23 protein-coding genes are annotated in these 26,114 nt (G+C 71.6%); 11 read left to right on the top strand and 12 right to left on the bottom strand.

The genetic code is table 11. From position 1 onward, the window contains the following. The first annotated feature begins 40 nt into the window (after positions 1 to 40). The gene (locus tag JQC91_RS12280) at positions 41 to 460 is read left to right on the top strand and encodes a GFA family protein (RefSeq protein WP_203287093.1); all 420 of its coding nucleotides are present in this window, start codon (positions 41 to 43) and stop codon (positions 458 to 460) included. Here the strand turns inward: JQC91_RS12280 and JQC91_RS12285 are convergent. Further along, a complete protein-coding gene (locus JQC91_RS12285) occupies positions 457 to 1,590 on the bottom strand; it encodes an ABC transporter ATP-binding protein (protein ID WP_203287094.1) in 1,134 nt (377 codons plus the stop codon). The two genes, JQC91_RS12280 and JQC91_RS12285, sit on opposite strands and share 4 nt — an antisense overlap. A 73-nt stretch (positions 1,591 to 1,663) precedes the next feature. Here JQC91_RS12285 and JQC91_RS12290 point away from each other — a divergent pair, with 73 nt between their 5' ends. Both JQC91_RS12290 and JQC91_RS12295 read left to right on the top strand, forming a co-directional pair. Beyond that, entirely contained in the window at positions 1,664 to 2,692 is a 1,029-nt protein-coding gene (locus tag JQC91_RS12290) for an ester cyclase (RefSeq protein ID WP_203287095.1), read from the top strand. A gap of 475 nt (positions 2,693 to 3,167) precedes the next feature. Then, on the top strand, positions 3,168 to 4,508 hold the full coding sequence (locus JQC91_RS12295; RefSeq protein WP_203287096.1) for a cation:proton antiporter: 1,341 nt from the start codon (positions 3,168 to 3,170) through the stop codon (positions 4,506 to 4,508). A 3-nt stretch (positions 4,509 to 4,511) separates the two neighbouring features. Here JQC91_RS12295 and JQC91_RS12300 read toward each other — a convergent pair whose 3' ends face one another. Then, complete coding sequence (locus JQC91_RS12300) at positions 4,512 to 6,968, bottom strand: penicillin acylase family protein (protein WP_203287097.1); 2,457 nt, start codon at positions 6,966 to 6,968, stop codon at positions 4,512 to 4,514. Positions 6,969 to 7,043: 75 nt separating this feature from the next. Between JQC91_RS12300 and JQC91_RS12305 the strand changes: the two genes are divergently transcribed. Next, positions 7,044 to 7,919 (top strand): NAD(P)-dependent oxidoreductase, encoded by an 876-nt coding sequence (locus tag JQC91_RS12305; RefSeq protein WP_203287098.1) that lies wholly within the window; start codon positions 7,044 to 7,046, stop codon positions 7,917 to 7,919. Beyond that, a complete protein-coding gene (locus JQC91_RS12310) occupies positions 7,919 to 8,587 on the top strand; it encodes a DUF4336 domain-containing protein (RefSeq protein WP_203287099.1) in 669 nt (222 codons plus the stop codon). Before JQC91_RS12305 ends, JQC91_RS12310 begins: the two co-directional genes overlap by 1 nt. Position 8,588: 1 nt before the next feature. Here the strand turns inward: JQC91_RS12310 and JQC91_RS12315 are convergent, their stop codons facing one another. From JQC91_RS12315 to JQC91_RS12335, 5 genes are all read right to left on the bottom strand, one after another. Beyond that, positions 8,589 to 9,482, bottom strand: coding sequence for an ABC transporter permease (locus JQC91_RS12315; RefSeq protein WP_238941544.1), 894 nt, complete (start codon positions 9,480 to 9,482; stop codon positions 8,589 to 8,591). Between the two features lie 85 nt (positions 9,483 to 9,567). Next, positions 9,568 to 10,575, bottom strand: a complete 1,008-nt coding sequence (locus JQC91_RS12320; protein WP_203287101.1) for an ABC transporter permease — start codon at positions 10,573 to 10,575, stop codon at positions 9,568 to 9,570. Positions 10,576 to 10,694: 119 nt separating this feature from the next. Further along, positions 10,695 to 12,407, bottom strand: coding sequence for a peptide ABC transporter substrate-binding protein (locus tag JQC91_RS12325; protein WP_203287102.1), 1,713 nt, complete (start codon positions 12,405 to 12,407; stop codon positions 10,695 to 10,697). 86 nt (positions 12,408 to 12,493) lie between these two features. After that, on the bottom strand, positions 12,494 to 13,495 hold the full coding sequence (locus JQC91_RS12330; protein ID WP_203287103.1) for a dipeptide ABC transporter ATP-binding protein: 1,002 nt from the start codon (positions 13,493 to 13,495) through the stop codon (positions 12,494 to 12,496). Continuing rightward, a complete protein-coding gene (locus JQC91_RS12335) occupies positions 13,492 to 14,511 on the bottom strand; it encodes an ABC transporter ATP-binding protein (RefSeq protein WP_203287104.1) in 1,020 nt (339 codons plus the stop codon). The genes JQC91_RS12330 and JQC91_RS12335 overlap by 4 nt, the downstream gene beginning before the upstream one ends. A 173-nt stretch (positions 14,512 to 14,684) precedes the next feature. Here JQC91_RS12335 and argE point away from each other — a divergent pair, with 173 nt between their 5' ends. The 3 genes from argE to JQC91_RS12350 all read left to right on the top strand — a co-directional run bounded on the left by argE (position 14,685) and on the right by JQC91_RS12350 (position 18,044). After that, complete coding sequence (gene argE / locus JQC91_RS12340) at positions 14,685 to 15,854, top strand: acetylornithine deacetylase (RefSeq protein ID WP_203287105.1); 1,170 nt, start codon at positions 14,685 to 14,687, stop codon at positions 15,852 to 15,854. A 50-nt stretch (positions 15,855 to 15,904) separates the two neighbouring features. Continuing rightward, complete coding sequence (locus JQC91_RS12345; RefSeq protein WP_238941483.1) at positions 15,905 to 16,798, top strand: mechanosensitive ion channel family protein; 894 nt, start codon at positions 15,905 to 15,907, stop codon at positions 16,796 to 16,798. 73 nt (positions 16,799 to 16,871) lie between these two features. Next, positions 16,872 to 18,044, top strand: coding sequence for a M20 aminoacylase family protein (locus JQC91_RS12350; protein WP_203287106.1), 1,173 nt, complete (start codon positions 16,872 to 16,874; stop codon positions 18,042 to 18,044). Between the two features lie 181 nt (positions 18,045 to 18,225). Here the strand turns inward: JQC91_RS12350 and JQC91_RS12355 are convergent, their stop codons facing one another. Further along, positions 18,226 to 19,794, bottom strand: a complete 1,569-nt coding sequence (locus JQC91_RS12355) for an AMP-binding protein (protein ID WP_238941484.1) — start codon at positions 19,792 to 19,794, stop codon at positions 18,226 to 18,228. A gap of 13 nt (positions 19,795 to 19,807) precedes the next feature. Beyond that, entirely contained in the window at positions 19,808 to 20,359 is a 552-nt protein-coding gene (locus JQC91_RS12360; RefSeq protein WP_203287107.1) for a hypothetical protein, read from the bottom strand. Positions 20,360 to 20,459: 100 nt separating this feature from the next. Here JQC91_RS12360 and moaA point away from each other — a divergent pair, with 100 nt between their 5' ends. The 3 genes from moaA to JQC91_RS12375 are packed head-to-tail and all read left to right on the top strand — an operon-like array spanning position 20,460 to position 22,586. Then, positions 20,460 to 21,485 carry a GTP 3',8-cyclase MoaA gene (gene moaA, locus JQC91_RS12365; RefSeq protein ID WP_203287108.1) on the top strand — a complete coding sequence of 342 codons (1,026 nt, stop codon included), beginning with the start codon at positions 20,460 to 20,462 and terminating at the stop codon, positions 21,483 to 21,485. Continuing rightward, a complete protein-coding gene (locus JQC91_RS12370) occupies positions 21,478 to 22,122 on the top strand; it encodes a ferredoxin (RefSeq protein WP_343069968.1) in 645 nt (214 codons plus the stop codon). Before moaA ends, JQC91_RS12370 begins: the two co-directional genes overlap by 8 nt. After that, positions 22,119 to 22,586: a histidine phosphatase family protein gene (locus JQC91_RS12375; RefSeq protein WP_203287109.1), complete on the top strand. Its 468-nt coding sequence runs from the start codon at positions 22,119 to 22,121 to the stop codon at positions 22,584 to 22,586. The genes JQC91_RS12370 and JQC91_RS12375 overlap by 4 nt, the downstream gene beginning before the upstream one ends. A gap of 187 nt (positions 22,587 to 22,773) precedes the next feature. Here JQC91_RS12375 and JQC91_RS12380 read toward each other — a convergent pair whose 3' ends face one another. Genes JQC91_RS12380 through JQC91_RS12390 form a run of 3 tightly spaced genes read right to left on the bottom strand, consistent with a single transcriptional unit; the run spans position 22,774 to position 26,114 of the window. Further along, positions 22,774 to 23,565 (bottom strand): amino acid ABC transporter ATP-binding protein, encoded by a 792-nt coding sequence (locus tag JQC91_RS12380; protein WP_275297003.1) that lies wholly within the window; start codon positions 23,563 to 23,565, stop codon positions 22,774 to 22,776. Positions 23,566 to 23,575: 10 nt separating this feature from the next. Then, complete coding sequence (locus JQC91_RS12385) at positions 23,576 to 24,874, bottom strand: amino acid ABC transporter permease (RefSeq protein WP_203287110.1); 1,299 nt, start codon at positions 24,872 to 24,874, stop codon at positions 23,576 to 23,578. A 4-nt stretch (positions 24,875 to 24,878) separates the two neighbouring features. Beyond that, the gene (locus JQC91_RS12390) at positions 24,879 to 26,114 is read right to left on the bottom strand and encodes an ABC transporter permease subunit (RefSeq protein WP_203287111.1); all 1,236 of its coding nucleotides are present in this window, start codon (positions 26,112 to 26,114) and stop codon (positions 24,879 to 24,881) included.

Consider the following 26,114-nt stretch of genomic DNA (forward strand, 5'->3'; position numbering starts at 1 on the left):
CTCCCGCGACACCGCCGCCCCGACGGGCTACCCTGCCGCCATGTCCGACCCGATCCAAGCCGCCTGCCACTGCGGCGCCGTCCGCTTCGTCGTCCGCCTGTCGGACGGGCTGAGGACCGCGCGCCGCTGCGACTGCTCCTTCTGCGCCGCGCGGGGGGCCGTCGCGGTCACCGCGCCGCTGGACGGGGTCACCTTCGTCGAAGGCGAGGCGAACCTGACGGAGTATCGCTGGGGGACCGGGACGGCGCGGCACTACTTCTGCGCCACCTGCGGCATCTACACCCATCACCGGCGCCGCTCGAACCCCCACGAGCTGGGCGTCAACCTCGCATGCCTCGAAGGGTGCTCGCCATTCGACCTCGACGCGGTGATCGTCAACGACGGGATCGACCATCCGTCGGACGGCGGCGGCGGAGAGGCGGGCGTGCTGCGCTATGAGCGGCGCGAGGCCCCGCCCTAGTTCCCCGTCGGCACGCCCAGCGCGCGGGGCGCGTGGCCCACGCCCGGATCGGCGGCGTCCTGCGGCACCGGGGCGCCGCGCCCGTCGATGCGGGCGCCGTCCTCGGCGCTGAACAGGTGACAGATCGAGGCGGGCACGCGGGCCGAGAACGGCGCGCCGATGGGCGCGCGGAACTCCTTGTCGGCCTTGACCGCGACCAAGGCGCCCCCCGCCTTTACCGTCACCATCGTCGAGTCGCCCAAGAGCTCCATGGTGTAGACCGGCGCCGACACCTCGCCCGCCCCGTCCGCCGCGACGGAGGCGTCCTCGGCCCGGAAGCCGCAGACGACCTTGCCTGCGTGGCCGGAGAAGCCGGGGATCGCCACGCCGTCCGCGCGGAACGTCCCGTCGACGATCTCGCCCTCCATCAGGTTCATCGCGGGGCTGCCGATGAACGAGGCGACGAAGGTGTTGGCCGGGTGGTCGTAGATGTCCGTCGGCGTGCCGACCTGCTGGACCACGCCCTTCTCCATCACGACCACGCGGTCGGCGAGGGTCATCGCCTCGATCTGGTCGTGGGTCACGTAGATCGTCGTGACCTGCAGCTCGTGGCTGAGGTTCTTGATCTGCGCCCGCGTCGAGACGCGCAGCTTCGCGTCGAGGTTCGACAGCGGCTCGTCCATCAGGAAGACCTGCGGCTCGCGCACGATGGCGCGGGCCAAGGCCACGCGCTGGCGCTGACCGCCCGAGAGCGCGGCGGGCTTGCGGTGGAGGAACGGCTCCAGCTCGGTGGTGGCCACGGCCTTGGCGATGCGCGCCTCGTGCTCGGACTCGGGCACCTTCCGCACCTTCAGGGGGAAGCGGATGTTCTCCTTGACGTTCATGTTCGGGTAGAGGCCGTAGGACTGGAACACCATCGCCACGTCCCGGTCCTTGGGGTCGAGGTCGGTCACCTCCCGGTCGCCGATCCAGATCTCGCCCGAGGAGGGATCCTCCAGCCCCGCGATCATCCGCATGGTCGTGGTCTTGCCGCAACCCGACGGCCCGAGCAGCACGAGGAACTCGCGGTCCGCGATGGTCAGGTCGAACTCCTGCACGCCGACGAAGTCGCCCCACCGCTTCGTCACGCGCTTCAATCGGATTTCCGCCATGGTCCCTCCCGGTCTCGGGGCACCCTAGACAGGGGCGGGTCGCAGCGGCAAGCGGGGGCGGGGAGGAAACGACATGGACCGCACAGACGAGGCCGCCGCCGCGAGCGACGGCCCTCCCGCCGTCACGGACGCCGCAGCCGCCAAGACCCTCCTCGAGCGACTGGCGCGCGGGGACCTCTCCGTCCTCGCGCCGGGCTACGCGGCCGAGGCCTCGGCCCCGTGGGGCACCCTGTCCGGGATGGGCGCGGCGGGCGTCTGGCACGGGCTGCGCCGCGCCCTGCCCGACGGCGAGCGCCGCGACGACATCCTGCTGGAAGGCGCGAACGCGCCCGACGCCCGCGTCGACGGCCCGCGCGCGCCCCGCGTGGTGGCCGCGCTCGGCCGCTACGTCGGCACCTTCCGGGAGCCCTTGGCGGGGATCCCGCCCACCCGCGGCGTGGTCGAGCTGACCTATGGCGAGGCCCACGCCTTCGAGCGCGGGCGCCTCGTCCGCTCGTGGCTGGTGTGGGACGTGGCGGGCCTCATGCGGCAGGCCGGCTGCTGGCCCCTCGGGCCGTCCACGGGGACGCCGAGGATGTGGCCCGCGCCGTCCGGGGGGCGCGGCCTGCGCCTGCGCGCGAACCCCGAGGCCGGCGCGGCCAACCTCGCCCGCGTGCTCGAGATGCACGAGGCGTTCCACGCGTTCGACGGGACGCTGGAAAGCATCGACATGCGCCACTGGGCGCCGGACTTCATGTACTGGGCCGCCGGCAACATCGGCGCGAGCCGGGGCGTCGACGGGTTCCGCGCCCATCACCAGATTCCCTTCCTGCGGGCCTTCCCCGACCGCGAGGGGCTGGGCCACTTCGTCCGCGCCGGCTGCGGCCCCTTCGCGGTGACCGGGGGCGACGTCGGGCTGACGCACACGGGGGCGGACTACATGGGCGTCGCGGCGACGGGGCGGCGGCTGCGGTTCCGGGTGATGGATTTCTACCGGTTCGAGAAGGGCCTAATCGCGGAGAACTGGCTGCCGAACGACACGGTCGGCCTGCTGGAGCAGATGGGCGTCGACGTGATGGCCCGGATGCGCCACCTGACGGGCGAGCCGCGCCGGACGCTCTAGTCGCGCCTGTCGTCGGCCTTTCGCGCTCCGTCGCCTTCGGGCTCGGTCCAAGGACCTCCCTCGTAGGGTGGGCGAAAGCCCACGCGTCGCCCCTCGCCGGACGGCGTTGTGTCGGGGGAGACCCACAGGACGCGTGGGCTGTCGCCCACCCTACGTCATCCCTTCGCACGCCCCGTGGCGTTAACCCATTGTTAGCTGCTCGCCCCGATCACCCTTCCTGCGCGCACCGGGGGAGACCCTGGACAGGATCATGACGGACCCCGACGGGCTTCCACGGGAGTCGCCTCGTCGGCCGGCCTCGAAGACGACCAGGCCACCCCAGCGTGGCAGGGCAGCAAGGTTCGTCCGTCCCTCCCGGGGAAAACCCGACGGGACGCGGCGCCGATCTTCCTTCCCCCACGGGGGACCACCGCGAGAGCCCCACGGAACCCGCGAGTCCCTCCCCCGTTGTCCCACCGACGCCGGAGGGCCGCACGTGACCGACCTGATCCCGACCCTCGACCCGAGGGACGCCTTCTACACCGTGATCGGGCTCGCCCTGTTCGGCCTCACGCTCCAGCCGGCGCTGGGGCGCTACAAGCTGTTCAACCTGCCCCTCATCTACGTGATCGTCGGCACCTTCTTCGGCGGCGTCGCCATGGCGGTGATCGATCCGCTGGACGGCGGCCTCCAGACCCTCGTGATCGAGCACGCCTCCGAACTCATCGTCATCATCAGCCTCGCGGGCGCGGGGCTGGCGATCGACACGGTCGGCAACTGGCGCAACTGGAACGCGGCGTGGCGACTGCTCGGGATCACCATGCCGCTCACCATGGTGGCCGTGTACCTGCTGGGCGACCACTGGCTCGGGCTGACGATCCCCGGCGCGCTCCTGCTCGCCGCCTGCCTCGCGCCGACGGACCCCGTGCTCGCCCGCTCGGTGCAGGTCTCGCCGCCGGGCGAGGCCGAGGAGCCGATGGAGGTGGCGCTCACCGCCGAGGCGGGCATGAACGACGGCCTCGCCTTCCCCTTCGTCTACCTCGCCATCCACGCCGCCACCTACGGCGTCGCGCAGGCCACCGAGGGCGAGGCGTGGCTCTGGGGATGGCTCGGCTTCGACTTCGCCTACCGCATCGTCATGGGCATCGCCGTCGGCTGGGCGGTGGGCTGGCTCTTCTCGAAGATCGTTCTGTCCCCCTTGGGCGACGGCGGCCAAGGCGCGTGGAACGCCGTCGTCACCGTCCTCGCGGTCACCCTGCTGGCCTACGGCATCACGGAGGCGGTGGACGGCTACGGCTTCCTCGCGGCCTTCTTCGCCGCCCGCGCGGGACGGGCGCGGTCGCGCGGCAAGGCCGAGGACGATTACACCAAGTTCGTCCACCACGGCGCGGACCAGCTGGAGGCGATCCTGCTCGCGCTCCTGCTCCTCTGGCTCGGCACCTTCGTCGGCTCCGGGGCGCTGGCGGGCCTGCGCTGGCAGGAGGTGGCCTTCGCGTTCGCCATGATCCTCGTGCTCCGCCCGGTCGCCGGGATGATCGGGCTGTGGCGGCTGGACTGCACCGACATGAGCCGCCGGGCCGTCGCCTTCTTCGGCATCCGCGGGATGGGCTCGGTGTTCTACATCGCCTACGCGCAGAACCACGCCGAGTTCGCCGACATCGACGCGATCTGGCGCATCGCCGCCGTCACCATCGTCCTTTCGATCCTGATCCACGGCTACGCGGCCAACTTCCTGCTCGGCGACGAGGACGACACGATCGGCGAGGTCCACCCGTCGCACGAGCACGAGGACGCGGTCGACGACGGGCACCGGGGCACGCCGCGGGCGGCGGAGTGACCGCTACTCGGCGGGCCGGAGCGTCGTGACGCCCACCGCGCCCGCGCGCGCGAGGTCCGGGTCCAGCGTCATCGGGATGTACTCCCCGCGCCGCCAGAGCTCGCCCAGATCATCGTAGTGCCGCGAGAGCGGGTGCCCCGACTGGCCCGTCGAGATGATGAACACGCTGCTCTCCGGGTCCGCGAAGTCGTAGACGCCCCGATACCCGGCCGCGTGCACGTTGGCGTAGGGCGCGTCCCCCTCCCCGCTCGTGCGCGCGCGCTGCAGCGTGTGGTCCCCGCCGCTCGTGGACTGCCGGATATTCACGATCAGGCCGAGCCCCGGCTGGTCGCCGAGGACCGGGTGGTCGTGGCGCGCCTCGTGCGCGTCGCCCCAGCGCCACGAGCGCGGGTCGCCGCCGTAGGCGTCCTCCAGTTCCTGCAGGGCGTCGTCCAGCGCCAGCCGCGCGATGTCGGTGCAGGTCTCCACCCGCGACGACTGCACCACGTCGCACCACGCCCCGGCCCCTTCGATGTCGCGGAACACCCGTTCGAGGAAGAGCGGCTCGGGGCGCGGGTACTCGTCCGCGAGCGGCCCGAGGTCGTCGCGGATCAGGCGGTCCTGCAGCGCCCGCATCCACGCCGCGTAGATCAGCGGCTCGGGCAGGTGCTCGGACATGTCGCCGTTCCACTCGCCGAGGATGCGCAGCGCGTCCTGCCGCCGCCGCTCCGGCGTCCCCGCCGCCGCCGCCTCGCCGGTGAACCACAGGTCCGCGCCCACCAGCGGCAGCAGCGCGCGCGCCGTGACGGAGACGCTGTCCTGCTGCATCTCGATCAGGCTGTCGCGGGTGTGCACGGCGCGCGCCTCCATCATCGCCTGCATCCGCTGGACCCGCTGGCTGTCGCCCCAGTGGTGGGACAGATGGTCCGGGAAGGGCGCGTCGAGCAGCTTGTTGTTGGTGTTGCCCAGCATGTCCTCGCCCTCGGACCACGTCGGGTTGGCGTCGTAGGGCTTCGTCCCCCGCCAGCGGTTCGCCGCCTCCCAGCCGAGCGCGGGGATGCGGCCCTCGGTGGCATGGGCCGCGTCGCGGTCGGGAATCGCCCCGATCAGCTGCATCGAGACGCCCTCGGCATCGGCGAGCATGAGGTTCTGCGACGGCGCCACGAAGTGCTCGCCCGCCGCGCGCGCCTCCTCCAGCGTGGTGGCCCGCATCAGGTCGAGCCCCGTCCGCAGCGAGGTGTCCTCGCGCGACAGCCCCGTCCACGAGAGCGCTGCGACGTGGCGCGGGGGCGTCACGGCGCCGACGTCGAACTGCGAGCCCGACAGGACCGGCCCGTTGACCGTCCGCCGCAGGGTCAGCGTCACCGGGTCGCGGTCCTTCACGAGGAGGATGGACCGCTCGGTCTCGAACTCGGCCCACCCGTCGGGCGTGCGATAGCGGGTCGGATCCTCGGGGTTCAGCTCCTCCATCAGGATGTCCTGGTCGTCGAGGTAGCTCGACGTCAGGCCCCAGCCGACATGCTCGTTCCGCCCCACGAGCAGGATCGGCATCCCCGGAATGGTCCCCCCGATCGCGCCCCCGGTCGAGAGCTGCAGCCGCGCGAGGTACCAGATCGAGGGCGCCGTCAGCGACAGGTGCGGGTCGTTGGCGAGGATCGCGCCGCCCATCGCCGACCGCTCGGCGGCCACCGCGAAGGAGTTCGACGCCCCCGCGAGGCCGGCGGGCCGGATCGGCCAGAGCATCGGGTCCGGCTCCGCCCGGGCGAACCGCGTCGGCGCGTCGGCCAGATGCGCGGCCATCTCCACCACACCGTCGCCGGGGATGTCGGGGTGCAGGTCCTGCAGCCGCGTGTCCGCGTCCTCGCCCAGCGCGATCGCGGCGCGCGCGCGCCGCACCTCCTCGGAGGCGTGGCCCGACAGCTGCAGCGCCATCAGCTTGACCACGGCGATCGAGTCGGCGGGCGTCCACGGCGCGATGGACGGCTCGAACAGGAAGAACTCCGGCGCGCCGCGCCCCTCCGCGCCCTCGTTCACCACGCGCAGGCGGGCGTTCACCCCGTCGGCATAGGCGCGCAGCATCGCCATCGTCTGCGGATCCTGCGCCGCCACGCTGGCCTGCGCCGCGCGGTAGAGGCCCAGCCGCCGGAGCAGCTCGTCGGTGCGGATGGTGGCGTCGCCGAACACCTCCGACAGCCGCCCCTGCGCCGTGCGGCGCAGCAGCGTCATCTGCCACAGCCGGTCCTGCGCGTGGGCGTAGCCGAGGCCGAAGAACACGTCCGCCTCCGACTCGCCGAAGATGTGGGGCACGTCGTGGGTGTTGCGCACGATCTCGACCGGCGCGGCAATCCCGCCCACCTCGACGGACGCGTCGTAGTCCGGCAGGGACCGCGTCGCGAGCCACAGCGCGGCCACGCCGGCGAGGGCCGCCAGCGACAGCACCGCGACGACGATCCGGAAGCTCCAGCGGAACAGCGCAGCCATCGGCGCCCCTTCGGTTGACCCCTACCCCGGCGGGGGGTCTAACCCCGCAGGGCAGCAGAATGAAGGGAGGCCGTCATGGCGAGAGTTGCGTTCCTCGGGCTCGGGGTGATGGGCTACCCGATGGCGGGCCACCTCGCGGCCAAGGGCCACGACGTGACGGTGTTCAACCGCACCGAGGCGAAGGCGAAGGCGTGGTGCGACGCGCATGGCGGCACCCACGGCGACACGCCCAAGACGGCGGCCAAGGGCAACGAGATCGTGTTCGCCTGCGTCGGCAACGACGACGACCTGCGCTCGGTCTGCCTCGGCGAGCATGGCGCCTTCGCGGGGATGGAGGCGGGCACGCTCTTCGTCGACCACACGACCGTCTCGGCGCAGGTGACGAAGGAGCTGGCCGAGGCCGCGGCCGAGCGTGGCATCGCCTATGTCGACGCGCCGGTCTCCGGCGGGCAGGCGGGGGCCGAGAACGGCCAGCTCGTCGTGATGTGCGGGGGCGCGCAGGCCGACTACGACCGCGCCGAAGGGGTCATCGCGGCCTACGCCAAGGCCTGCCGCCGCATGGGCGAGGTGGGCGCCGGCCAGCTGACCAAGATGGTGAACCAGATCTGCATCGCGGGACTGCTGCAGGGCCTCTCCGAGGGCCTCACCCTCGCCGAGAAGGCGGGCCTCGACGGCGAGGCCGTGATCGACGTGATCCAAGGCGGCGCCGCCGGGTCGTGGCAGATGGTCAACCGCCACAAGACGATGCTGGCGGGCGAGTACGAGCACGGCTTCGCGGTCGACTGGATGCGCAAGGACCTCGCCATCTGCCTCGCCGCCGGCGAGGACCTCGGCGCGCCGCTGCCCGCGACCGCGCTGATCGACCAATTCTACAAGGACGTGCAGGCGATGGGCGGCGGGCGCTGGGACACGTCGTCGCTGATGGCGCGGCTGGGCAAGCTCGCCGGCTGATGCGGCGGCTGGCCGAGGGGGTCTGGCTCCACGAGGGGCCGACCGTCCGCGCGGCGGCGGGGTTCCCCTACCCGACCCGCATGGCCGTGCTGCGCGCGGCGGGCGGGCTGGTCGTCTGGTCCCCCACCGACCCGACCCCCGCCGTCGAGGAGGCGCTCGACGGGATGGTCGCGGCCGAGGGGCCGGTGGTCGGGCTGATCGCGCCCACCCGCCTGCACGACACGTGGCTCGCCGACTGGCAGCGCCTCTTCCCCCGCGCCCGCCTCTGGGCCGCGCCGGGGGTGGGGGGCGACGGGGTGCGGGTGGACGACGGCGTCACCGCCCTGCCCGAAGCCTTCGGGGTCGCCCTCTGGCCTACCCTCATCGCCCGCGAGGCCGTGGTGCTGCACCGCCGTTCCGGCACGGTGCTCGTGGCCGACCTGATCCAGCAGCTCTCGCCCCGCTGGTTCGAGGGCTGGCGCCGCTGGGTCGCCCGCGCCGACCTGATGACCGCCCCGCGCCCCGAGGTGCCGCGCAAGTTCCGCGTGGCGACCCGCGACCGCGTGGCCGCCAAGGCCGCGCGCGACCGCATCCTCGGCTGGGAGGCCGAGCGCCTCGTGCTGGCCCACGGCCCGGTGCTGGAGACCGGCGCGCGCGACGCCCTGCGCCACGCGTTGCGCTGGCTCTAGCTCAGCGCCCGCGGATCCGCGGGTCCAGCGCGTCGCGCAGCCCGTCGCCCACGTAGTTGATCGACAGCACCACGAGGCTGATGAACAGGCCCGGCCAGACGGCCAGCCCCGGGTTCCGCTCGAGCAGCGGCACGCCGTCGAACAGCAGGCGGCCCCACGTGGGAAAGTCGGGCGGGAAGCCGAGGCCCAGGAAGGACAGCGTCGATTCGGTGATGATCGCCGTGGCGATTCCCAGCGTGGCCGACACCATCACGGGCGACAGCACGTTGGGCAGGATGTGGCGCGCGATGATGCGGCCCGACGGCGTGCCGATGGAGCGCGCGGCCAGCACGAACTCCCGCTCCTTGAGCGTCAGCACGTCGCCCCGCACGATCCGCGCGGTCTGCATCCACGACGTCACCCCGATGGCCGAGACCACGAGGATGAAGATGCCCGTCTCGATCCCGAACCGCGCGGCCAGCGGCTCCCGGAACAGGATGACCATCACCAGCAGCAGCGGCAGCAGCGGCAGCGCGAGGAACAGGTCGGTGAACCGCATCAGCGGCCCGTCGAGCCGCTTGAAGTAGCCCGCCATCATTCCGATCAGCGTACCCAGCACGAGGCTAAGCAGCATCGCCGTCATGCCCACGCCGAGCGAGATGCGCCCCCCCGCCATCACGCGCGCGAAGGTGTCGCGGCCCAGCCGGTCCGTGCCCATCGGATGCGCCCACGAGATCGGCTCGTATCGGGCGCGCATGTTCGTCGCTGTCGGGTCGAGCGGCCAGAGCATGGGGCCGACGATCACCATCAGGCAGATGCCGAGGAACACGGCCGCCCCGAACAGCGCCCCCTTGTGGGTGCGGAACTGGTCCCAGACGTCCCACCACTGGCTGCGCGCGGCGACGGGGACGGCCATGGCCTCGGTCGAGCCGACGGCGCCGGGGCCGGTGACGACGGCCGCGCCGGTGCCCTGCGGCGTGAGGGGCTCGGTGGCGTGGGGATCAGTCATAGCGGATCCTCGGGTCCAGGATGCCGTAGGCGAGGTCGGCGAGCAGGTTGAACACCACGATGAGCACGGCGAAGATGAAGGTCAGCGTCTGCACCATCGGCAAGTCGTTGGCCTGCAGCGCGGTGATCAGCAGCTGCCCGATCCCGTTCACCTTGAAGATCTGCTCTGTGATGATCGCGCCCGAGAAGATGGCGGGCACGTAGAGCGCGATGACCGTCACCACCGGCAGGAGCGAGTTGCGCAGCACGTGGACGAGGATCACCCGCTTCTCCGGCAGGCCCACGGCGCGGGCCGTCCGCACGTAGTCCTGCCCGAGGTTGTCGAGGACCGAGGCGCGCTGGAAGCGCGACAGCTGCGAGGTGATCTGCAGCGCCAGCACCATGACCGGCAGGAACATCTGCTTGAGCTGCATCACGAAGGCGTCCCACGAGTTCACCACCAGCGTGGTGTCGTAGATCGAGGGGAACCACCTCAGCTGCACCGCGAAGATGAGGATCACGAGCACGCCCGAGAAGAAGGGCGGCACCGAGAAGCCGATCATCGTGACGAACGTGCCCGCTTGGTCGAACATCGAGTATTGCCGGTAGGCCGAGTAGATGCCGATCGGGATCGCGATGGCGATCGCCACGAGGTAGGAGGTGCCGACCACCCAGAGCGTCTGGGGGATGCGCTCGGCGATGGTGATGAAGACCGGCGAGCGGTTCTGCCACGAGATGATGCGCAGCTCGCCCTCGGCGAAGGAGGTGCCGACCAGCGCGTCGACGACGTTGAGCGGCTCGATCCAGAAGAACTGCCGCAGCCAGAGCACGAAGCGGATGGGCGCGGGCTCGCCGAGGCCGAGGGCTTGGCGCATCTGCTCCTTCACCTCGGACGGCACCGTCAGCGGCACGTTCGCCATCGGGTCGCCGGGGGCGAGCTCCAGCAGGAAGAAGATGATCGCGGCGATGATCAGCAGCGTCGGCACCGCGAAGATCAGGCGTCGGATGGTGTAGGTGAGCATGGTCCACGCGTCCCGTTGGGAGGCGTGGGCTTTCGCCTACCCTACGCCCCGTCCGTAGGGTGGGCGAAAGCCCACGCGGAGGTAGGGCGGCCCCGCGAAGGGGCCGCCCGGGGGTCAGGTCACTCGCCGATCCGGTACCAGTCGGCGATGTTCCACAGCTCGGAGTCCCAGACGTTCAGCTTCACGCCGCCCAGCGAGTTGGCGTGGGCCGAGAGGCGACCGCGGTGCACCAGCGGGATCATGGCGCCGTTCATCACCGCCATGTCGTTGAGCTCCTTGGCGATGCGCTGGCGCTCGGAGAGGTCCGCCGTCTCGGACAGGGTCTGCCAGAGCGCGTCGTACTCCTCCATGCAGAAGCGCGAGATGTTCTCGCCCTGCCACTGGGTCGCGGGCGTCGGCGCCTTGTCGCACAGCGCGTTGCCCAGGTAGGCCTGCGGGTCGGTCCCGTTGAAGGTGTTCGCGTACATCTCCACGTCCGCGTAGAACTTCTGGAACGTGTCGGGGCTCCCCGCGTCCCCGCCGAAGAACACCGACGAGTTCACGTTGCGCAGCTCGGTCGCGATGCCGATCTCCTCGAACCACTCCTTGATCAGCGCCTGGAAGTCCTGGCGGACGGCGTTGGTCGAGGTCTGGTAGAGGATGCGCAGCTCCACGCCGTCCTTCTCGCGCACGCCGTCGCCGTTCGAGTCGACCCAGCCGGCCTCCTCGAGCATGGCCTTGGCGCCCTCGAGGTCCTGCGTGTCGCAGTCCATGGAGGTCGACGAGAACGCCTCGGGCGCGGGCACCCAGTTGCAGGTCACGCGGCCCGCCTGCCCGTAGCCGATCTCGACCAGCAGCGGCCGGTCGATGGCCATGGACATGGCCTGGTAGACGGCCGGATCCTGCAGGAACGGGTGCGGGCGCACGACGGAGCGCTCGTCCGGCCCGAGCGACGGGTCGGGGTTGGTCCAGTTGAGCATGATGCGCTCGACGAGGGGGCCGAAGCCCGCCACGGGCGTGCCGAGGCCGCCGGCCTCCATCTGCTCGATGACCTCGGGGGCCAGCTGCAGGTTCCACGCGTAGTCGAACTCGCCGGTCTGCATGACCGCGCGGCCCGCCGCCTCGGCGTCGCCGCCGCCCTTGAAGTTCACGGTCTGGAAGGCGGGCTTGCCCTCCTCGCGGTAGTTCGGGTTCGCCGAAAGCGTGATGACGTCGTTGGTGCGGAACTCGTCCACCACGAACGGGCCGGTGCCGATGGGGCCGAAGTTCTCCTCGGTGCAGGTCGAGGCCGCCGCGCCCACGCAGTTCTCGAACTGCGCCTTCTGCAGGATCGGGGACTCGCCGCCGACGAAGGCGGTGTAGGGATAGGGCACCGCCGTGTCGAAGTTCACGACCACGGTGAAGTCGTCCGGCGTCTCGACCGACTCGATGTTCTCGAACTTGGTCGCCTGCGCGCAGCCGCCCTCGGGGTCGGTGCAGTACTCGTAGGTGAACGCGACGTCGGCGGAGGTGAAGGGCGTGCCGTCAGACCAAACGACGTCGTCGCGCAGCTTCCACGTCACCTGCGTCAGGTCCTCGGAGATGCCGCCGTTGTCCACGGTCGGGATCTCGGCGGCCAGCCACGGCTGGATCGTGCCGGTCTCGTCGAAGCGGGCCAGCGGCTCGACAATCAGCGAGGCCGATTCCACGTCCTTGGTGCCGCCCGACAGGAACGGGTTCAGCGTCGAGGGCGCCTGCCAGTAGATGATGTTGACCTGCCCGTCGCGCCCGCGCTCGCCCTCGTGGCCGTCGGCCATCGCGGAAAGCGGCAGGACGGCGGCGGCGGTCGCCATGAGTGCCGTCGTGAGTTTCATGATGTGGTCTCTCCCAGTTGGTCGCTCGTTGAGCCTCGTGACGCGGCCTCTGGCGGGCCGCTTGGTCCCCCCTCCCGAGGGGCGTCTCATGGCGCGCCCGCGGGCGCGTGTTCGGGGTCGTGCAGGTGGCAGGCCACCCACTGCTCGGGCGCCACCTCGCGGAAGGCGGGGTCGACGCGGCGGCAAACGTCCATCACCTTGGGGCAGCGGGTGCAGAAGTTGCAGCCCTCGGGCGGGTTCGCGGGGCTCGGCACGTCGCCCTGCAGGACGATCCGGCTCCCCTGCCGCTCGGCCTGCGCGGGGTCGGGCTCGGGCACCGCGGAGAGCAGCGCCTCGGTGTAGGGGTGCTGCGGACGGGCGTAGAGATCGTCGCGCGAGGCCAGCTCCACCACCTTGCCGAGATACATCACCGCCACCCGGTCGGCGATGTGCCGCACCATCGACAGGTCGTGGGAGATGAACAGGTAGGTCAGCCCCAGCTCGTCCTGCAGCTCCTCCAGCAGGTTCACCACCTGCGCTTGGATCGACACGTCGAGGGCCGCGATCGGCTCGTCGCAGACGATGAACTTGGGGTTCAGCGCCAAGGCGCGGGCGATGCCGATCCGCTGCCGCTGCCCGCCCGAGAACTCGTGCGGGTAGCGGTTGGCGAAGCGCCGGTTCAGCCCGACCTTGTCCATCAGGTCGTAGACCCGCTCACGCTTCTCGGCGCGGGACATGGACGTGTGCTCGTCGAGCGGCTCCGAGATGATCGAGGCCACCGTCATGCGCGGGTTCAGCGACGCCTGCGGGTCTTGGAACACCATCTGCATGGTGGGCCGGACCTTGCGGAGTGACGCCTGCGTCACGCTCCCGATCTCGCGCCCGTCGATGACGATCTCGCCCTCGGTGATGTCGTAGAGGCGCAGGATCGCGCGGCCCGCCGTGGACTTGCCGCAGCCCGATTCGCCCACCAGCCCGAGCGTCTCGCCCTCCCGGATGTCGAAGGAGATGCCGTCCACCGCCTTCACCGCGCCGGTCTGGCGGCGCAGCAGCCCCGTGTGGATCGGGAAGTGCATCTTGAGGTCGCGGACCTCCACGAGAGCGGTCATGCCGCCACCTCCGCGCCGATCTTGGACGGGTCGTGGGCGGACGGGTGGAAGCAGGCCACGTCGTGGCGCGGCGCCACGACCTCCCGCGCCGGGTTCTCGCGGTGGCACCGGTCGAAGGCCAGCGGGCAGCGGTCGCGGAACGGGCAGGCCGAGGGCGCGGCGCCGAGGATCGGGGGCTGCCCCTCGATCGTCTCCAGCTTGGGCTGACGCGCGCCCGTCACCGACGGGATCGTCTTGAGCAGGGCGCGGGTGTAGGGATGGCGCGGATCGTTGAAGAGCGGCTTGACCGGCGCCTTCTCGACCACCTGCCCGCCATACATCACCAGCACCCGGTCCGCGATCTGCGCGATCACCCCGAGGTCGTGGGTGATCCACACGATCGACATGCCCAGCCGGTCGCGCAGGTCGTGCACCAGCTCGAGGATCTGCGCTTGGATCGTCACGTCCAGCGCGGTCGTCGGCTCGTCCGCGATCAGCAGCTTCGGCTCGCAGGCGAGCGCGATGGCGATCATCACCCGCTGGCGCATGCCCCCCGAGAACTGGTGCGGATAGTCGTCCAGCCGCCCCCGCGCGCCGGGTATGCCGACCAGCTCCAAGAGCTCCACGCTGCGCTCGCGCGCCTGCGCCTTGGTCATCCCCATGTGCCGCCGGAGCGGCTCGGCGATCTGGAAGCCTACCGGGAAGACGGGGTTCAGCGACGTCATCGGGTCTTGGAACACGAAGCCCACTTCGCCGCCGCGAACCTCGCGCAGCCGCTTGGGCGAGACCTTCAGCAGGTCCTCCCCGTCGAGCAGCACCTCGCCCGAGCGGATCTCGGCGGGCGGCATCGGCAGCAGGCCGATCAGCGACATCATCGTCACCGACTTGCCCGAGCCGGACTCCCCCACCACGCCCAGCAACTCGCCCCGCTCCACGTCGAAGCTCACGGAGTTGACGGCGTGCACCTCGCCGCCACGGGTCCTGAAAACCGTGTTGAGGTCGCGGACCTCCAACACGCTGCGGTCGCCTTCGGGCATTCCCGCTCCCTGTCCTTAGGCCCCGATGTCCCCCCGGGGCTCACCGCGTCACGCTATCCGATGGGGGGCATGGCGCAAGGGGTCTGCCCAATTCGACGGCACGTCATGCCGGATGCCCGGAATTGAGGCGACCGGGCTTGACCCCCGCCCGGCGGACGGGCCACGCGAGGAGCATGCTGGACCGATCCGACCTCTCCGCCCGCGCCATCCTCGACCGCCTCGTGGCGTTCCCGACGGTCAGCCGCGACTCGAACCTCGACCTGATCGACTGGGTCGAGGGCTACCTCGCGGACCATGGCGTGACGGCCCGCCGGGTCTACGACGCCACGGGCACCAAGGCCGCGCTCTATGCCAATGTCGGCCCCGAGGTGGAGGGCGGCCTCGTCCTGTCGGGCCACACCGACGTGGTGCCCGTCGACGGGCAGGACTGGTCCACCGACCCGTGGACCGTGACCGAGAAGGACGGCAAGCTCTTCGGGCGCGGCTGCGTCGACATGAAGGGCTTCGACGCGCTGGCCCTCGCCATGGTGCCCCACGCGCTCGCGCTCGACCTCAAGCGCCCGCTCCAGATCGCCCTGTCCTACGACGAGGAGGTGGGCTGCGTCGGCGCGCCCCCGATGATCGACGACATGGTGGCCCACCTGCCCCGCGCCGCCGCCGCCGTGATCGGCGAGCCGACCGGCCTGCGCGCCGTCACCGGCCACAACGCCTCCGTCATGGTCGACATCCACGTGAAGGGCTACGAGGTCCACTCCTCCAAGCTGCCCGAGGGCGTCTCGGCTGTCCACGAGGCGGGGCGCATCCTGCAATGGGTCAACGACCGCAACGACCTTATCCGGTCCGAGACGCCCGACGCCGTCTCCGCCCTCTTCGACCCGCCCCATGCGACGGTCCACGTGGGCCAGATCCACGGCGGCACCGCCCACAACATCACCGCCAAGGACTGCCGCCTCGCCGTGGGCGTCCGCGCCCCCGCCGGCGACGACCCCGACCGCCACGCCGCGCCGCTGGAGGCGTTCCTCGCCGAGCTCGACGCCGCCATGAAGGCCCGCCACCCGAACGCCGGTATCACATGGTCCCGCTCCTTCGGCGTCCCCGGCCTCAAGCCCGAGACGGACGGCGCGGCCGAGGCCCTCGTCCGCCGCCTGACCGGCGACAACGGCACCCACGTCGTCACCTACGGCACCGAGGCGGGCCAGTTCCAAGAGCGCGGCTACTCGGCGGTCGTCTGCGGCCCCGGCGACATCGCGCAGGCCCACCAGCCCGACGAGTGGATCAGCGTGGCCCAGTTCGAGGCGGGCGAGGCGCTGCTCCGTCGCATGGTCGCCACGCTCGCCGAGTAGGGAACCCCGGCCCCCCTCCCCCGTTCTCGACCGGAGACGCGGGGGACCGGATGGACCAGGACGACGAAGCGGAGGGGATGGCGTCGGTCGACGCGGACCCTTCGCTGATCTTCGACAAGATCGACGCATGGGTGGACGGCTTTTTCCGCCTGCTGCCCAACCTCGCCGTCGCGGCGGTGGTGCTGCTGATCTTCCTCGCCATCGGCGCGGCGGTGGCGTGGTCGATCCGCCGCGGCGGCACGCGCGCCCATCGCGGCGACCTCGGCCAAGTGCTGGGGTCGGTGGCGAAGTGGGTGGTCTGGGCCATCGGCTTCCTGCTCGCGGCCACGATCGTGATCCCGTCGCTCCAGCCGGGGAACCTCATCGCGGGGCTCGGCATCGGATCCGTCGCCATCGGCTTCGCCTTCAAGGACATCCTGCAGAACCTCTTGGCGGGCATCCTCATCCTGATCCGCCAGCCGTTCCAAGTGGGCGACCAGATCGTGGTGAACGGCCACGAGGGGACGGTCGAGCACATCGAGACCCGCGCCACGCTGCTCAAGACCTACGACGGGCGCCGCGTGGTGATCCCGAACTCGGACGTCTACACCAACGCCGTGATCGTCAACACGGCCTTCGACCTGCGCCGCAGCGAGTACGACTTCGGCATCCACTACGACGCCGACACCAAGACCGCGATGCGCGTGGCCCTCGAGGCGGTGCGCGGGGTCGAGGGCGTGGCGACCGACCCCGCCCCCGACGCGCTGTCGCTGAACCTCGGCGACTTCTCGAAGGTGGTGCGCCTGCGCTGGTGGACCGACTCGACCCGCAAGGAGGTGATCCACCTGACCTCGGACGTGATGCTCGCCGTCGAGGACGCCTTCGCGGCCAACGGGATCGACATCCCCTTCCCGACCCAGACGCTGCACGTGGACGGGCGGCTCGGGGGGGACCGCGACGGATAGGCGCCCTCGCACGGGCGCGCCTTGCGGCGCGGGCACGGGGGCGTAGGCTCGGGGGCAAACAGGAGACGCCCCCATGCCCACCCGCAACCGCTTCGCCGAGATGCTGCCCGAGATCACCGCGTGGCGGCGCGACCTCCACGAGAACCCCGAGATCCTGTTCGAGACGCACCGCACCTCCAAGGTCGTGGCCGACAAGCTGCGCGCCTTCGGCTGCGACGAGGTGGTCGAGGGGATCGGGCGCACCGGCGTCGTCGGCGTCATCAAGGGCAAGGGCGACAACGGGCGCGTGATCGGCCTGCGCGCGGACATGGACGCGCTGCCGATCCCCGAGCAGACGGGCGTGCCCTACGCCTCCAAGACGCCCGGCGCGATGCACGCCTGCGGCCATGACGGCCACACCGCGATGCTGCTCGGCGCGGCGAAGTACCTGACCGAGACGCGCAACTTCGACGGCACCGTGGTCGTCATCTTCCAGCCCGCCGAGGAGGGCGGCGGCGGCGGCAAGGAGATGTGCGACGACGGCATGATGGACCGCTGGGGCATCCAGGAGGTCTACGGCATGCACAACTGGCCGGGCCGCCGGACCGGCGAGTTCGCGATCCGCGCGGGCGCGTTCTTCGCGGCCACGGACCAGTTCGACATCCACCTCGAGGGCAAGGGCGGCCACGCCGCCAAGCCGCAGGAGGCCGTGGACACGACCCTGATGGGCGCGCAGCTCGTCACCGCCGTGCAGCAGATCGTCTCGCGCAACGCGGACCCGGTGAAGAACATCGTGGTCTCGATCACCTCCTTCGAGACCTCGTCCAAGGCGTTCAACGTCATCCCGCAGCGGGTCCACATCAAGGGGACGGTCCGGACCATGGACGCCGCGCACCGCGACCTCGCCGAGACGCGCATCAAGGAGATCGCGCAGGGCATCGCGGCGGCCTTCGGCGGCACGGCGGAGGTCGACTACCGCCGCTCCTACCCCGTCATGGTGAACCACGACGCCGAGACCGAGTTCGCCCGCGACGCCGCCCGCGCCGTGTCCGGCCAGTGCGAGGACGCGCCCCTCGTCATGGGCGGCGAGGACTTCGCCTTCATGCTGGAGGAGCGCCCCGGCGCCTACATCCTCGTGGGCAACGGCGACTCGGCGCCCGTCCACCACCCCGAATACGACTTCAACGACGACGCCATCCCGGCGGGCTGCTCGTGGTGGGTCGAGATCGCGGAGCGGCGGCTGGCGGCCGCGCCCGCGACCGGGTGAGGAGAGGGGGGGGCCCTAGCCCCCCAAAGGCTTCGACCGGGTCGCGGGGCGCGGACCCCGCGTCGACCGGCGCCCGGCGAGGCGGCCCTGCGGTCCGGTCGGAAAGCCCGCGACCGGAGGGCGGACGCCCGCGCATGGCACGCGGGCGGAACGCGTCCCCTCCCGTCGAGGATCCCGCCCCCTAGCCCCGCAACGCCCTGCGCATCACCTTGCCCGTCGCGGTGGTCGGCAGGCTGTCGCGGAAGTGGACCGCCCTCGGCGCCATGTGCGGCGACAGCCGCGCGCGGACCCACTCGATCAGCTCGTCCGCCCCCACCGCCTCCGCGACCACGAAGGCCGTCACCGCCTCGCCCCGGCGTTCGTCCGGCAGGCCGACCACGGCGGCGGCGTGGACCGCCGGGTGCGCGCACAGGCAGGCCTCGATCTCCGACGGCCCGATCCGGTAGCCGGACGAGTTGATGACGTCGTCGTCGCGCGCGTGGAAGCGGATCGCGGGGCTGCCCGGCGGGCCGCCGAGCCGCTCGCCGAGGTCGCCCGTCATCAGCCAGCCGCCGCGCCACTTACCCGCCGTCTCCTCCGGCTTGCCCCAGTAGCGCAGGAAGGCCGCCGGCGAGCCGCGCACCGCGATCTCGCCCACCGCGCCGTCGGCCACGGGGCCGTCCGGCCCCATCACCTCGACCTCCACCCCCGGCACCGCGCGGCCCAGCGTGCCGGGCGCCCGGTCCTGCGTGCCGTCGCAGGCGGCGAGGACGAGGTTGGCCTCGGTCTGGCCGTAGATCTCGTTGAGCGGCACCCCCAGCGACCCGCGCGCCCAGTGGAGCAGGTCCGCCCCCAACGCCTCGCCCCCGGAGATGACCGCGCGCAGCGCCAAGCCGTCCGGCACGTCCACCCGCCGCATCGCGCGCAGCGCGGCGGGCGGCACGAAGGCGCAGGTCACCCGCTCTCGCGCCATCAGCGCCCATGCCGCGCCCGCGTCGAACTTCGCCATCCGGTGCGCGACCACCGGGACGCCGTGGAACAGGCAGGGCAGCGCGAGGTCCATCAGCCCGCCGATCCACGCCCAGTCGGCCGGGGTCCAGCCGACGTCGCCGGGCCGGGGGAAGCCGTCGTAGGCGGTCTCGATGCAGGGCAGGTGGCCCCACAGGAAGCGGTGCGCATGCAGGACGCCCTTCGGGTCGCCGGTCGTCCCCGAGGTGTAGATCATCATCGCCGGATCCTCGGCGGCGGTGTCCGCGACGGGGCGCGGGTCGCCCTCAGGCAGGCCGCCGTCCACGTCCACCGCGACGCGCAGGTCCGGCAGGTCCAGCCCGTCGAGCTTGGAGAGCCCCTCCGCCTCGCCGATCACCGCGACCGCGCCCGCGTCCCGCAGCCGGTAGGCCAGCGCGTCCGGGCCGAACAGCGCGAAGAGCGGCAGCGACACGGCGCCGAGGCGGTGGATCGCGGCATGCGCCACGATCACCTCGGCGCGCTGCGGCATGAGGAGGGCGACCCGGTCGCCCCGCCCGACCCCCCGCCCCGCGAGCCACCCGGCGAGGCGGGCGCTCGCCCGCTCCAGGTCGGCGAAGGTCCAGACGCGGCGGGCGCCGCGCAGGTCGATCACGGCGGGCGCGTCCGGCGTGGCCTCGGCCCAGTCTGTGACGCAGGCGCGGGCGAGGTTGAAGCGGTCCGGGATCGTCCAGCGGTGCCGATCCCGCATCGCGTCCCAGCCCGACGGGCCGGGGACGGGCGGGCCGACCACCGCGCGCCGCATCAGGGCCGGTCCATCAGCGGCGGGCCAGCGTCACCGGGTGGAGGCCGACCAGCGGCAGGCCCAGCGTCTGAAGGGCCGACAGGCTGATCTGCGCGCCCCCCGCCCCGTCGAGCGGACGCAGCGTGATCGCCGCGGACTTGCCGCCCGAGGTGGTCACGGTGCCCGGCGTGTCGGACGTCACGAGCGAGGTCTTCACCCACAGCCCCGCATCCGCCGGATCGCCGAGCGACACGACGGTCTCGCCCAAGGGGCCGCCCGCGGCGGGCGCCGCGGCGGCGGCCACGGCCTCCTGCTTCTCCTCCTCGGACACGGTGTCGAGCGCGGCGGCGCTGGCCGTCACCGAGGACGGCGGGGCCGCGACGTTGGGCGCGGCGTCCGGCGTCGGCAGCGTCACGGTCTCGACGGCGCCCTCGGGCAGCGGCAGCGGCGCGTTCGGGTCGGCCCCGGGGGCGACCGCGACCGGCTCCTCCTGCTGGCCCGCGCGCAGGCCCGAGAGCCGGTCCTGCACTTGCGCGCAGCCCGAAAGGAGCAGCGCCGTCACGGTGGCGGTGGTGGCAAGGCGCATGTCGGTCCCCCCTCGGTCGCGCGCCCCACCGTTAGCGCGGCCCGCGACCCGCTGTCAGCCCCGGTTGTGACGCCCGCGCCGGGGGCGTAGCGTCCCGCGCATGACCCCGCCCCTCATCGACCCCTTCGCGCGCGCCATCGAGTACCTGCGCGTCTCGGTCACGGACCGCTGCGACTTCCGCTGCGCCTACTGCATGTCCGAGAACATGACGTTCCTGCCGAAGAAGCAGCTGCTGACCTTGGAGGAGCTGGACCGGCTCTGCACCGCCTTCGTGCGCCTCGGGGTCCGCAAGCTGCGCATCACCGGCGGCGAGCCGCTGGTCCGGCGCGGGATCATGGGGTTCTTCGAGGGGATGTCGCGGCATCTGGGACAGGGCCTGCACGAGATCACGCTGACCACGAACGGCTCGCAGCTCGACCGCTTCGCCCGGTCCCTGTGGGACGCGGGCGTGCGCCGGGTGAACGTCTCGCTCGACACGCTGGACCCGGACAAGTTCAAGGCGATCACCCGCTGGGGCAGCTTGGAGAAGGTCCGCCGCGGCATCGACGCGGCGCAGGCGGCGGGGCTGCGGGTCAAGATCAACGCGGTGGCGCTCAAGGGCTTCAACGAGGACGAGCTGTTCGACCTCGTGGAGTGGTGCGCGCGGGGCGACATGGACCTCACCTTCATCGAGGTCATGCCGATGGGGGACATGGGGGACGCGGGGGCGGACGGCGCGGACGGCACGCTCCGCCTCGACCAGTACTGGCCGCTGGAGGACCTGCGCGCCCGGCTGGCCGAGCGGTTCACGCTGACGGACCTGCCGCTCAAGACCGGCGGCCCGGCCCGCTACGTCCGGCTGGAGGAGACCGGCCAGCAGGTGGGCTTCATCACGCCGCTCACGCACAACTTCTGCGAATCGTGCAACCGCGTCCGCCTGACCTGCACGGGCGAACTGTTCATGTGCCTCGGGCAGGAGGACAACGCGGACCTCCGCGCCGTGCTGCGCGGCTCGCAGGACGACGACGTGCTGGAGCGGGCCATCCGCGACGCCATCGCGCGCAAGCCCAAGGGCCACGACTTCGACTACTCGCGGAGCCGCGCGGACGGCCAGATGTCGCGCCACATGAGCCATACGGGTGGCTGACGCGGCGGTCGGCGCGACCTACGACGACCTCGCCGCCCATGCGCCCGGCCTCGGGCTCACCGTGCTCGGCGCGCTCCACGAGGACGGCACGGTCGTCCTCCTCGGCCCCGACCCGGACCGCTTCTGGCCGATCCTAACCGCCGCCCCCGAATGGGGCGCGCCGGACCCGGTCGATCGCTGGTCGGCCCGCGTGATCGGGGCGTGGGCGACCGAGATCGGCGCCACCGCCCGCTTCCCCTTCGGCGGCCCGCCGTGGGAGCCGTTCCTCCGCTGGGCCACCGCCTCGGGCCGCTGCCACCCCTCGCCGGTCGGCCCGCTGGTCCACGACGCGCTGGGGCTGATGGTCAGCTTCCGGGGCGCGCTCCACCTGCCCCGCCGGATCGCGATCCCGGCCCCGTCGCCCTCGCCCTGCCGCGGCTGCACGGCGCCTTGCACGACCGCCTGCCCGGTCGGCGCGCTCTCGGACGCGCATCCCTACGACGTCCCCGCCTGCCACGCCTTCCTCGACACGCCCGCGGGCGAGGCCTGCCTCTCCGGCGGCTGCCTCGTCCGCCGCGCCTGCCCCGCCTCCCCGGCGCGGCCCGCCGCGCAGTCGGCGCACCACATGGCCCACTTCCACCAGGTCGAACGACAATGAGGGCGATCCTCCTGCGTCACGCCAAGTCCGCGTGGGACGACCCCCTCGCCGGCGACCACGCCCGCGTCCTCACCGCGCGCGGGCGGCGGGCCGCCGCGGCCATGGGCCAGTGGATCGCCCCCTTCGGCCCCCTCGACCGCATCTTCGTCAGCGATGCCGCGCGGACCGTCGAGACGTGGGAGCGGACGGGCCTGCCGGGCGCGCCCGACCTGCGACCGGACCTCTACCACGCCAGCGCGGACACGATCCTCGCCGCGCTGCCGCCCGGGGGGACCGCCCTGCTCGTCGGGCACAACGGCGGGATCGGGGACGCGGCCGCGCGGCTCGCCGCCGAGGCGCCGGACCATCCCGACTTCCACCGCTTCCCGACCTGCGCCTGCGCCGTCCTCGACTTCGACGGGCCGCCCGCATGGGGCGCGGGCCGCGTCGCCGCCTTCGCCGTCCCCCGCGACCTGACGGACTGACCGGCCTCTCACCTTGCTGGAAATACCTCGGGGGAGCCGACCGCAGGGGGGCAGGGGCGGAGCCCCCCGACCCGCGCGGTCACCCCGCGAGACGTCGCCCCCGGACGCGATCACCCCCCCGCATGCACGGGAGGCGACCGGGTGGGGCGCGGAACGGGGTTGACGGAGGAGCCTCTCGGCCCCCGCGTCAGTGCCCGAGGATCTGGCTCAGGAAGAGCTTGGTCCGGTCGTTCTGCGGGTTGTTGAAGAACGCCTCGGGCTCGTTCTGCTCCACGATCTGCCCGGCATCCATGAAGATCACGCGGTTCGCCACCTGACGGGCGAAGCCCATCTCGTGGGTCACGCAGAGCATCGTCATCCCCTCCTCGGCGAGCTGGATCATCGTATCCAGCACCTCCTTGATCATCTCGGGGTCGAGCGCCGAGGTCGGCTCGTCGAAGAGCATGATGCGCGGGCGCATCGTCAGCGAGCGCGCGATCGCGACGCGCTGCTGCTGCCCGCCGGACAGCTGGCCGGGATACTTGTCCGCCTGCTCGGGGATCTTCACCTTCTCGAGGAAGTGCATCGCCCGCTCCTCCGCCTCGCGGCGCGGCTCCTTGCGGACCCAGATCGGCGCGAGGGTGCAGTTCTCGAGGATGGTCAGGTGCGGGAACAGGTTGAAGTGCTGGAAGCACATCCCGACCTCGGAGCGGATCTTGTCGATGTTCTTGAGGTCCGAGGACAGCGGCGTGCCGTCCACGACGATCGACCCCTCCTGATGCTCCTCCAGCGCGTTGATGCAGCGGATCAGCGTCGACTTGCCGGAGCCCGAGGGCCCGCAGATCACGATCCGCTCGCCGCGGTTCACCGTCAGGTCGATGTCGCGCAGAACGTGGAACGAGCCGTACCACTTGTTCATCTTGCGGATCTCGATGGCGACCTCGTCGCTCACCGTCATCGCGGTCCGGTCGGGCCCGGTGTTCGTGTCCAGAGCAGCCATAGGTTCCCCCTCAGCGGTGGTCGGTCGCGAGCTGGCGTTCCAGCCACTGCGAGTATTGCGAGATGCCGTAGCAGACGACGAAGAACAGGACGCAGGCGAAGGCCCACAGCTCCCAGTAGACGCCCGCCCAGTCGGTCGAGGACAGGATCGGCCCCCGGATCATGCCGACGAGGTCGAACATGGAGATGACCGACACCAGCGTCGTGTCCTTGAAGAGACCCACCGCCACGTTGACGATGCCGGGGATCGATATCTTCAGCGCCTGCGGCAGGATGATGAGCCGCATCGCCTGCGCGTAGTCCAGCCCGAGGGAGTCGGCCGCCTCGTACTGCCCCCGCGGCAGCGCGGCGAGGCCGCCGCGGATCACCTCGGCGATGTAGGCCGCAGAGAACATCGTGATCATGATCACCACGCGGACGATCAGGTCGAGGTTGGACTCGGGCGGCAGGAAGAAGGCCAGCACCACGTTCGCCACGAAGAGCAGCGTGATCAGCGGCACGCCGCGGACGAACTCGATGAAGATCACGCAGGCGTACTTGATGAACGGCAGGCGCGACTGCCGTCCGAGCGCCAGAACGATCCCGAGGGGCAGCGAGAGCGACACGCAGACCACGCCGAGGATCATGTTGAGCATGAACCCCCCGAGGTTGCGGCTCTCGACCGCCTCCAGCCGCAGGACGCGCGGGAACTCCCCCGCGACGGTGCCAAGCAGCCACCACGCGATGGCCGCCGCCACCACGCCGACGGCGAGGGCGAGCACGAAGCCGCGCTTCTCGACCACCTTGTAGGCCGCGTAGCCCAGCGCCACGCCGGCCAAGGCCACGAGCGGCTTCAGGATCGAGCCGCCCCAGATCAGCCAGAAGGCCACGAACGGGTAAAGCCCCGTCAGCGCCAGCGACCAGCGCGGCAGGTACATCGGGAACAGCGCGGGCGGCACGGCGACGAACAGGAGCAGGAACGCCACCGTCGGGCGCCACCGCAGGTCCGCCGGATACTCGAAGCCGAACAGGAGCTGCGGCCACCGCTCGGCGATCACGGCGAAGCAGCCGCCGCCGTTGCCCATCAGGATGGCGCGGCATTCGCGGATGTCCCCGCCCTCCCACGTGCCGTTCACGATCCACGGGATCACGCCGGACAGCAGGTAGACGACCACGATCAGGGCCAGCACGGTCATGATCGTGTTGAAGACGCCGGAGAACAGGTTCTCCCGCATCCATTTCACGGCCCCCGTCTCGCGCGCGGGCGGCGGCGCGGGGGGGATCTCGCTCTCGCGGACGAAGGCGACGGAGTGGGCGTGCGCGTCGGACATGGGATCAGCGCTCCTTCAACGCGACGCTGCGGTTGTAGACGTTCATGATGGCGGAGATCGCCAGCGAGAAGCTCAGGTAGAAGGCCATGAGCAGCAGGATGCACTCCAGCGCCCGGCCCGTCTGGTTGAGCGTGATGCCCCCCAGCGTCCCGGTCAGGTCCATGTAGCCCACCGCGATGGCGAGCGACGTGTTCTTGGTGATGTTGAGGTACTGCGAGATCAGCGGCGGGATGATCACCCGCAGCGCCTGCGGCAGCACCACCAGCGACATGATCCGGCCCGGTCGCAGGCCGAGGGCGGCGGCCGCCTCGGTCTGGCCCTTGGAGACGGCGAGGATGCCCGCGCGCACGTTCTCGGCGATGAAGGCGCCGGTGTAGATCGACAGCGCGAACCACAGCGCGATCAGCGAGGGCCGCAGCAGGAACCCGCCGTCGAAGCGGAAGCGCCCCATCTCCGGGTTCTCGAGCCCGACGGGCTGGCCCAGCGCGAACTGCGCGACGATGACCGGGACGAAGAGGATCAGCAGCGAGGGCCACCACACCGGCACCTCGCGCCCCTTTGAGTAGAGCTCGTTGCGGGCGTAGCGGCGCCAGCCGAACACCCCGAGGACGGAGGCCGCGAAGATCGCGAGGAACAGCCAGCCCTGCCCGTCGAAGGTCAGACGCGGGATGAACACGCCTTGGTTGGTGAAGGCGAACATGCCCAGCACCGGCGTGCGCGTCGGGTCCGAGCCGTCGCGCGGGATGCGGAAGTCGGCCATCGCCGGGAAGACGTTGGCCGCGACCGTGAAGATGATGAGGATCCAGATCAGCACCGGGATGTTGCGGAACATCTCGACGTAGACGGCCATCAGCTTGGAGACGATCCAGTTCTTCGACAGGCGCAGCACGCCCGCGATCACCCCGAAGACCGTCGCCGTCACGCAGGCGAGGAACGCCACGATCAGCGTGTTGATCGCCCCGATGACCGTCGCGCGCAGGTGGGTGTCCTGCGAGGTGTAGGGGATCGGCTGCTGGTTGATGTCGTAGCCGGCCGGCGCGCCGAGGAACTCGAAGCTGATGCCCGCCTCCTGCAGCACCGGGTTGTTGAAGGCGTTGTTGATGAGCCAAGCGAAGGCGAGGATCAGCAGGACCAGCGCGATGAGCTGGAACGTGTAGCTGCGGTATCTCGTGTCGTACCAGAGCTGCGACAGGCGGAAGCCGCCCCCCGCGTCCGGTGCCTGTTCGGTCGTGGTCGCCAT

The sequence above is a fragment of the Jannaschia sp. Os4 genome (genome assembly GCF_016820245.1).
GTDB lineage: Bacteria > Pseudomonadota > Alphaproteobacteria > Rhodobacterales > Rhodobacteraceae > Jannaschia.

What these genes read in the sequence shown, in the direction of transcription:
- JQC91_RS12375 (WP_203287109.1), top strand. Translation starts at nt 22,119, where the DNA reads ATGAGGGCGATCCTCCTGCGTCACGCCAAGTCCGCGTGGGACGACCCC.
- JQC91_RS12330 (WP_203287103.1), bottom strand. Translation starts at nt 13,495, where the DNA reads ATGACCGCTCTCGTGGAGGTCCGCGACCTCAAGATGCACTTCCCGATC.
- JQC91_RS12380 (WP_275297003.1), bottom strand. Translation starts at nt 23,565, where the DNA reads ATGGCTGCTCTGGACACGAACACCGGGCCCGACCGGACCGCGATGACG.
- JQC91_RS12300 (WP_203287097.1), bottom strand. Translation starts at nt 6,968, where the DNA reads ATGGCTGCGCTGTTCCGCTGGAGCTTCCGGATCGTCGTCGCGGTGCTG.
- JQC91_RS12360 (WP_203287107.1), bottom strand. Translation starts at nt 20,359, where the DNA reads ATGCGCCTTGCCACCACCGCCACCGTGACGGCGCTGCTCCTTTCGGGC.
- JQC91_RS12350 (WP_203287106.1), top strand. Translation starts at nt 16,872, where the DNA reads ATGCCCACCCGCAACCGCTTCGCCGAGATGCTGCCCGAGATCACCGCG.
- JQC91_RS12305 (WP_203287098.1), top strand. Translation starts at nt 7,044, where the DNA reads ATGGCGAGAGTTGCGTTCCTCGGGCTCGGGGTGATGGGCTACCCGATG.
- JQC91_RS12290 (WP_203287095.1), top strand. Translation starts at nt 1,664, where the DNA reads ATGGACCGCACAGACGAGGCCGCCGCCGCGAGCGACGGCCCTCCCGCC.
- JQC91_RS12280 (WP_203287093.1), top strand. Translation starts at nt 41, where the DNA reads ATGTCCGACCCGATCCAAGCCGCCTGCCACTGCGGCGCCGTCCGCTTC.
- JQC91_RS12325 (WP_203287102.1), bottom strand. Translation starts at nt 12,407, where the DNA reads ATGAAACTCACGACGGCACTCATGGCGACCGCCGCCGCCGTCCTGCCG.
- moaA (WP_203287108.1), top strand. Translation starts at nt 20,460, where the DNA reads ATGACCCCGCCCCTCATCGACCCCTTCGCGCGCGCCATCGAGTACCTG.
- JQC91_RS12345 (WP_238941483.1), top strand. Translation starts at nt 15,905, where the DNA reads ATGGACCAGGACGACGAAGCGGAGGGGATGGCGTCGGTCGACGCGGAC.
- JQC91_RS12385 (WP_203287110.1), bottom strand. Translation starts at nt 24,874, where the DNA reads ATGTCCGACGCGCACGCCCACTCCGTCGCCTTCGTCCGCGAGAGCGAG.
- JQC91_RS12355 (WP_238941484.1), bottom strand. Translation starts at nt 19,794, where the DNA reads ATGCGGCGCGCGGTGGTCGGCCCGCCCGTCCCCGGCCCGTCGGGCTGG.
- JQC91_RS12310 (WP_203287099.1), top strand. Translation starts at nt 7,919, where the DNA reads ATGCGGCGGCTGGCCGAGGGGGTCTGGCTCCACGAGGGGCCGACCGTC.
- JQC91_RS12285 (WP_203287094.1), bottom strand. Translation starts at nt 1,590, where the DNA reads ATGGCGGAAATCCGATTGAAGCGCGTGACGAAGCGGTGGGGCGACTTC.
- JQC91_RS12320 (WP_203287101.1), bottom strand. Translation starts at nt 10,575, where the DNA reads ATGCTCACCTACACCATCCGACGCCTGATCTTCGCGGTGCCGACGCTG.
- argE (WP_203287105.1), top strand. Translation starts at nt 14,685, where the DNA reads ATGCTGGACCGATCCGACCTCTCCGCCCGCGCCATCCTCGACCGCCTC.
- JQC91_RS12390 (WP_203287111.1), bottom strand. Translation starts at nt 26,114, where the DNA reads ATGGCGACCACGACCGAACAGGCACCGGACGCGGGGGGCGGCTTCCGC.
- JQC91_RS12335 (WP_203287104.1), bottom strand. Translation starts at nt 14,511, where the DNA reads ATGCCCGAAGGCGACCGCAGCGTGTTGGAGGTCCGCGACCTCAACACG.
- JQC91_RS12315 (WP_238941544.1), bottom strand. Translation starts at nt 9,482, where the DNA reads ATGGCCGTCCCCGTCGCCGCGCGCAGCCAGTGGTGGGACGTCTGGGAC.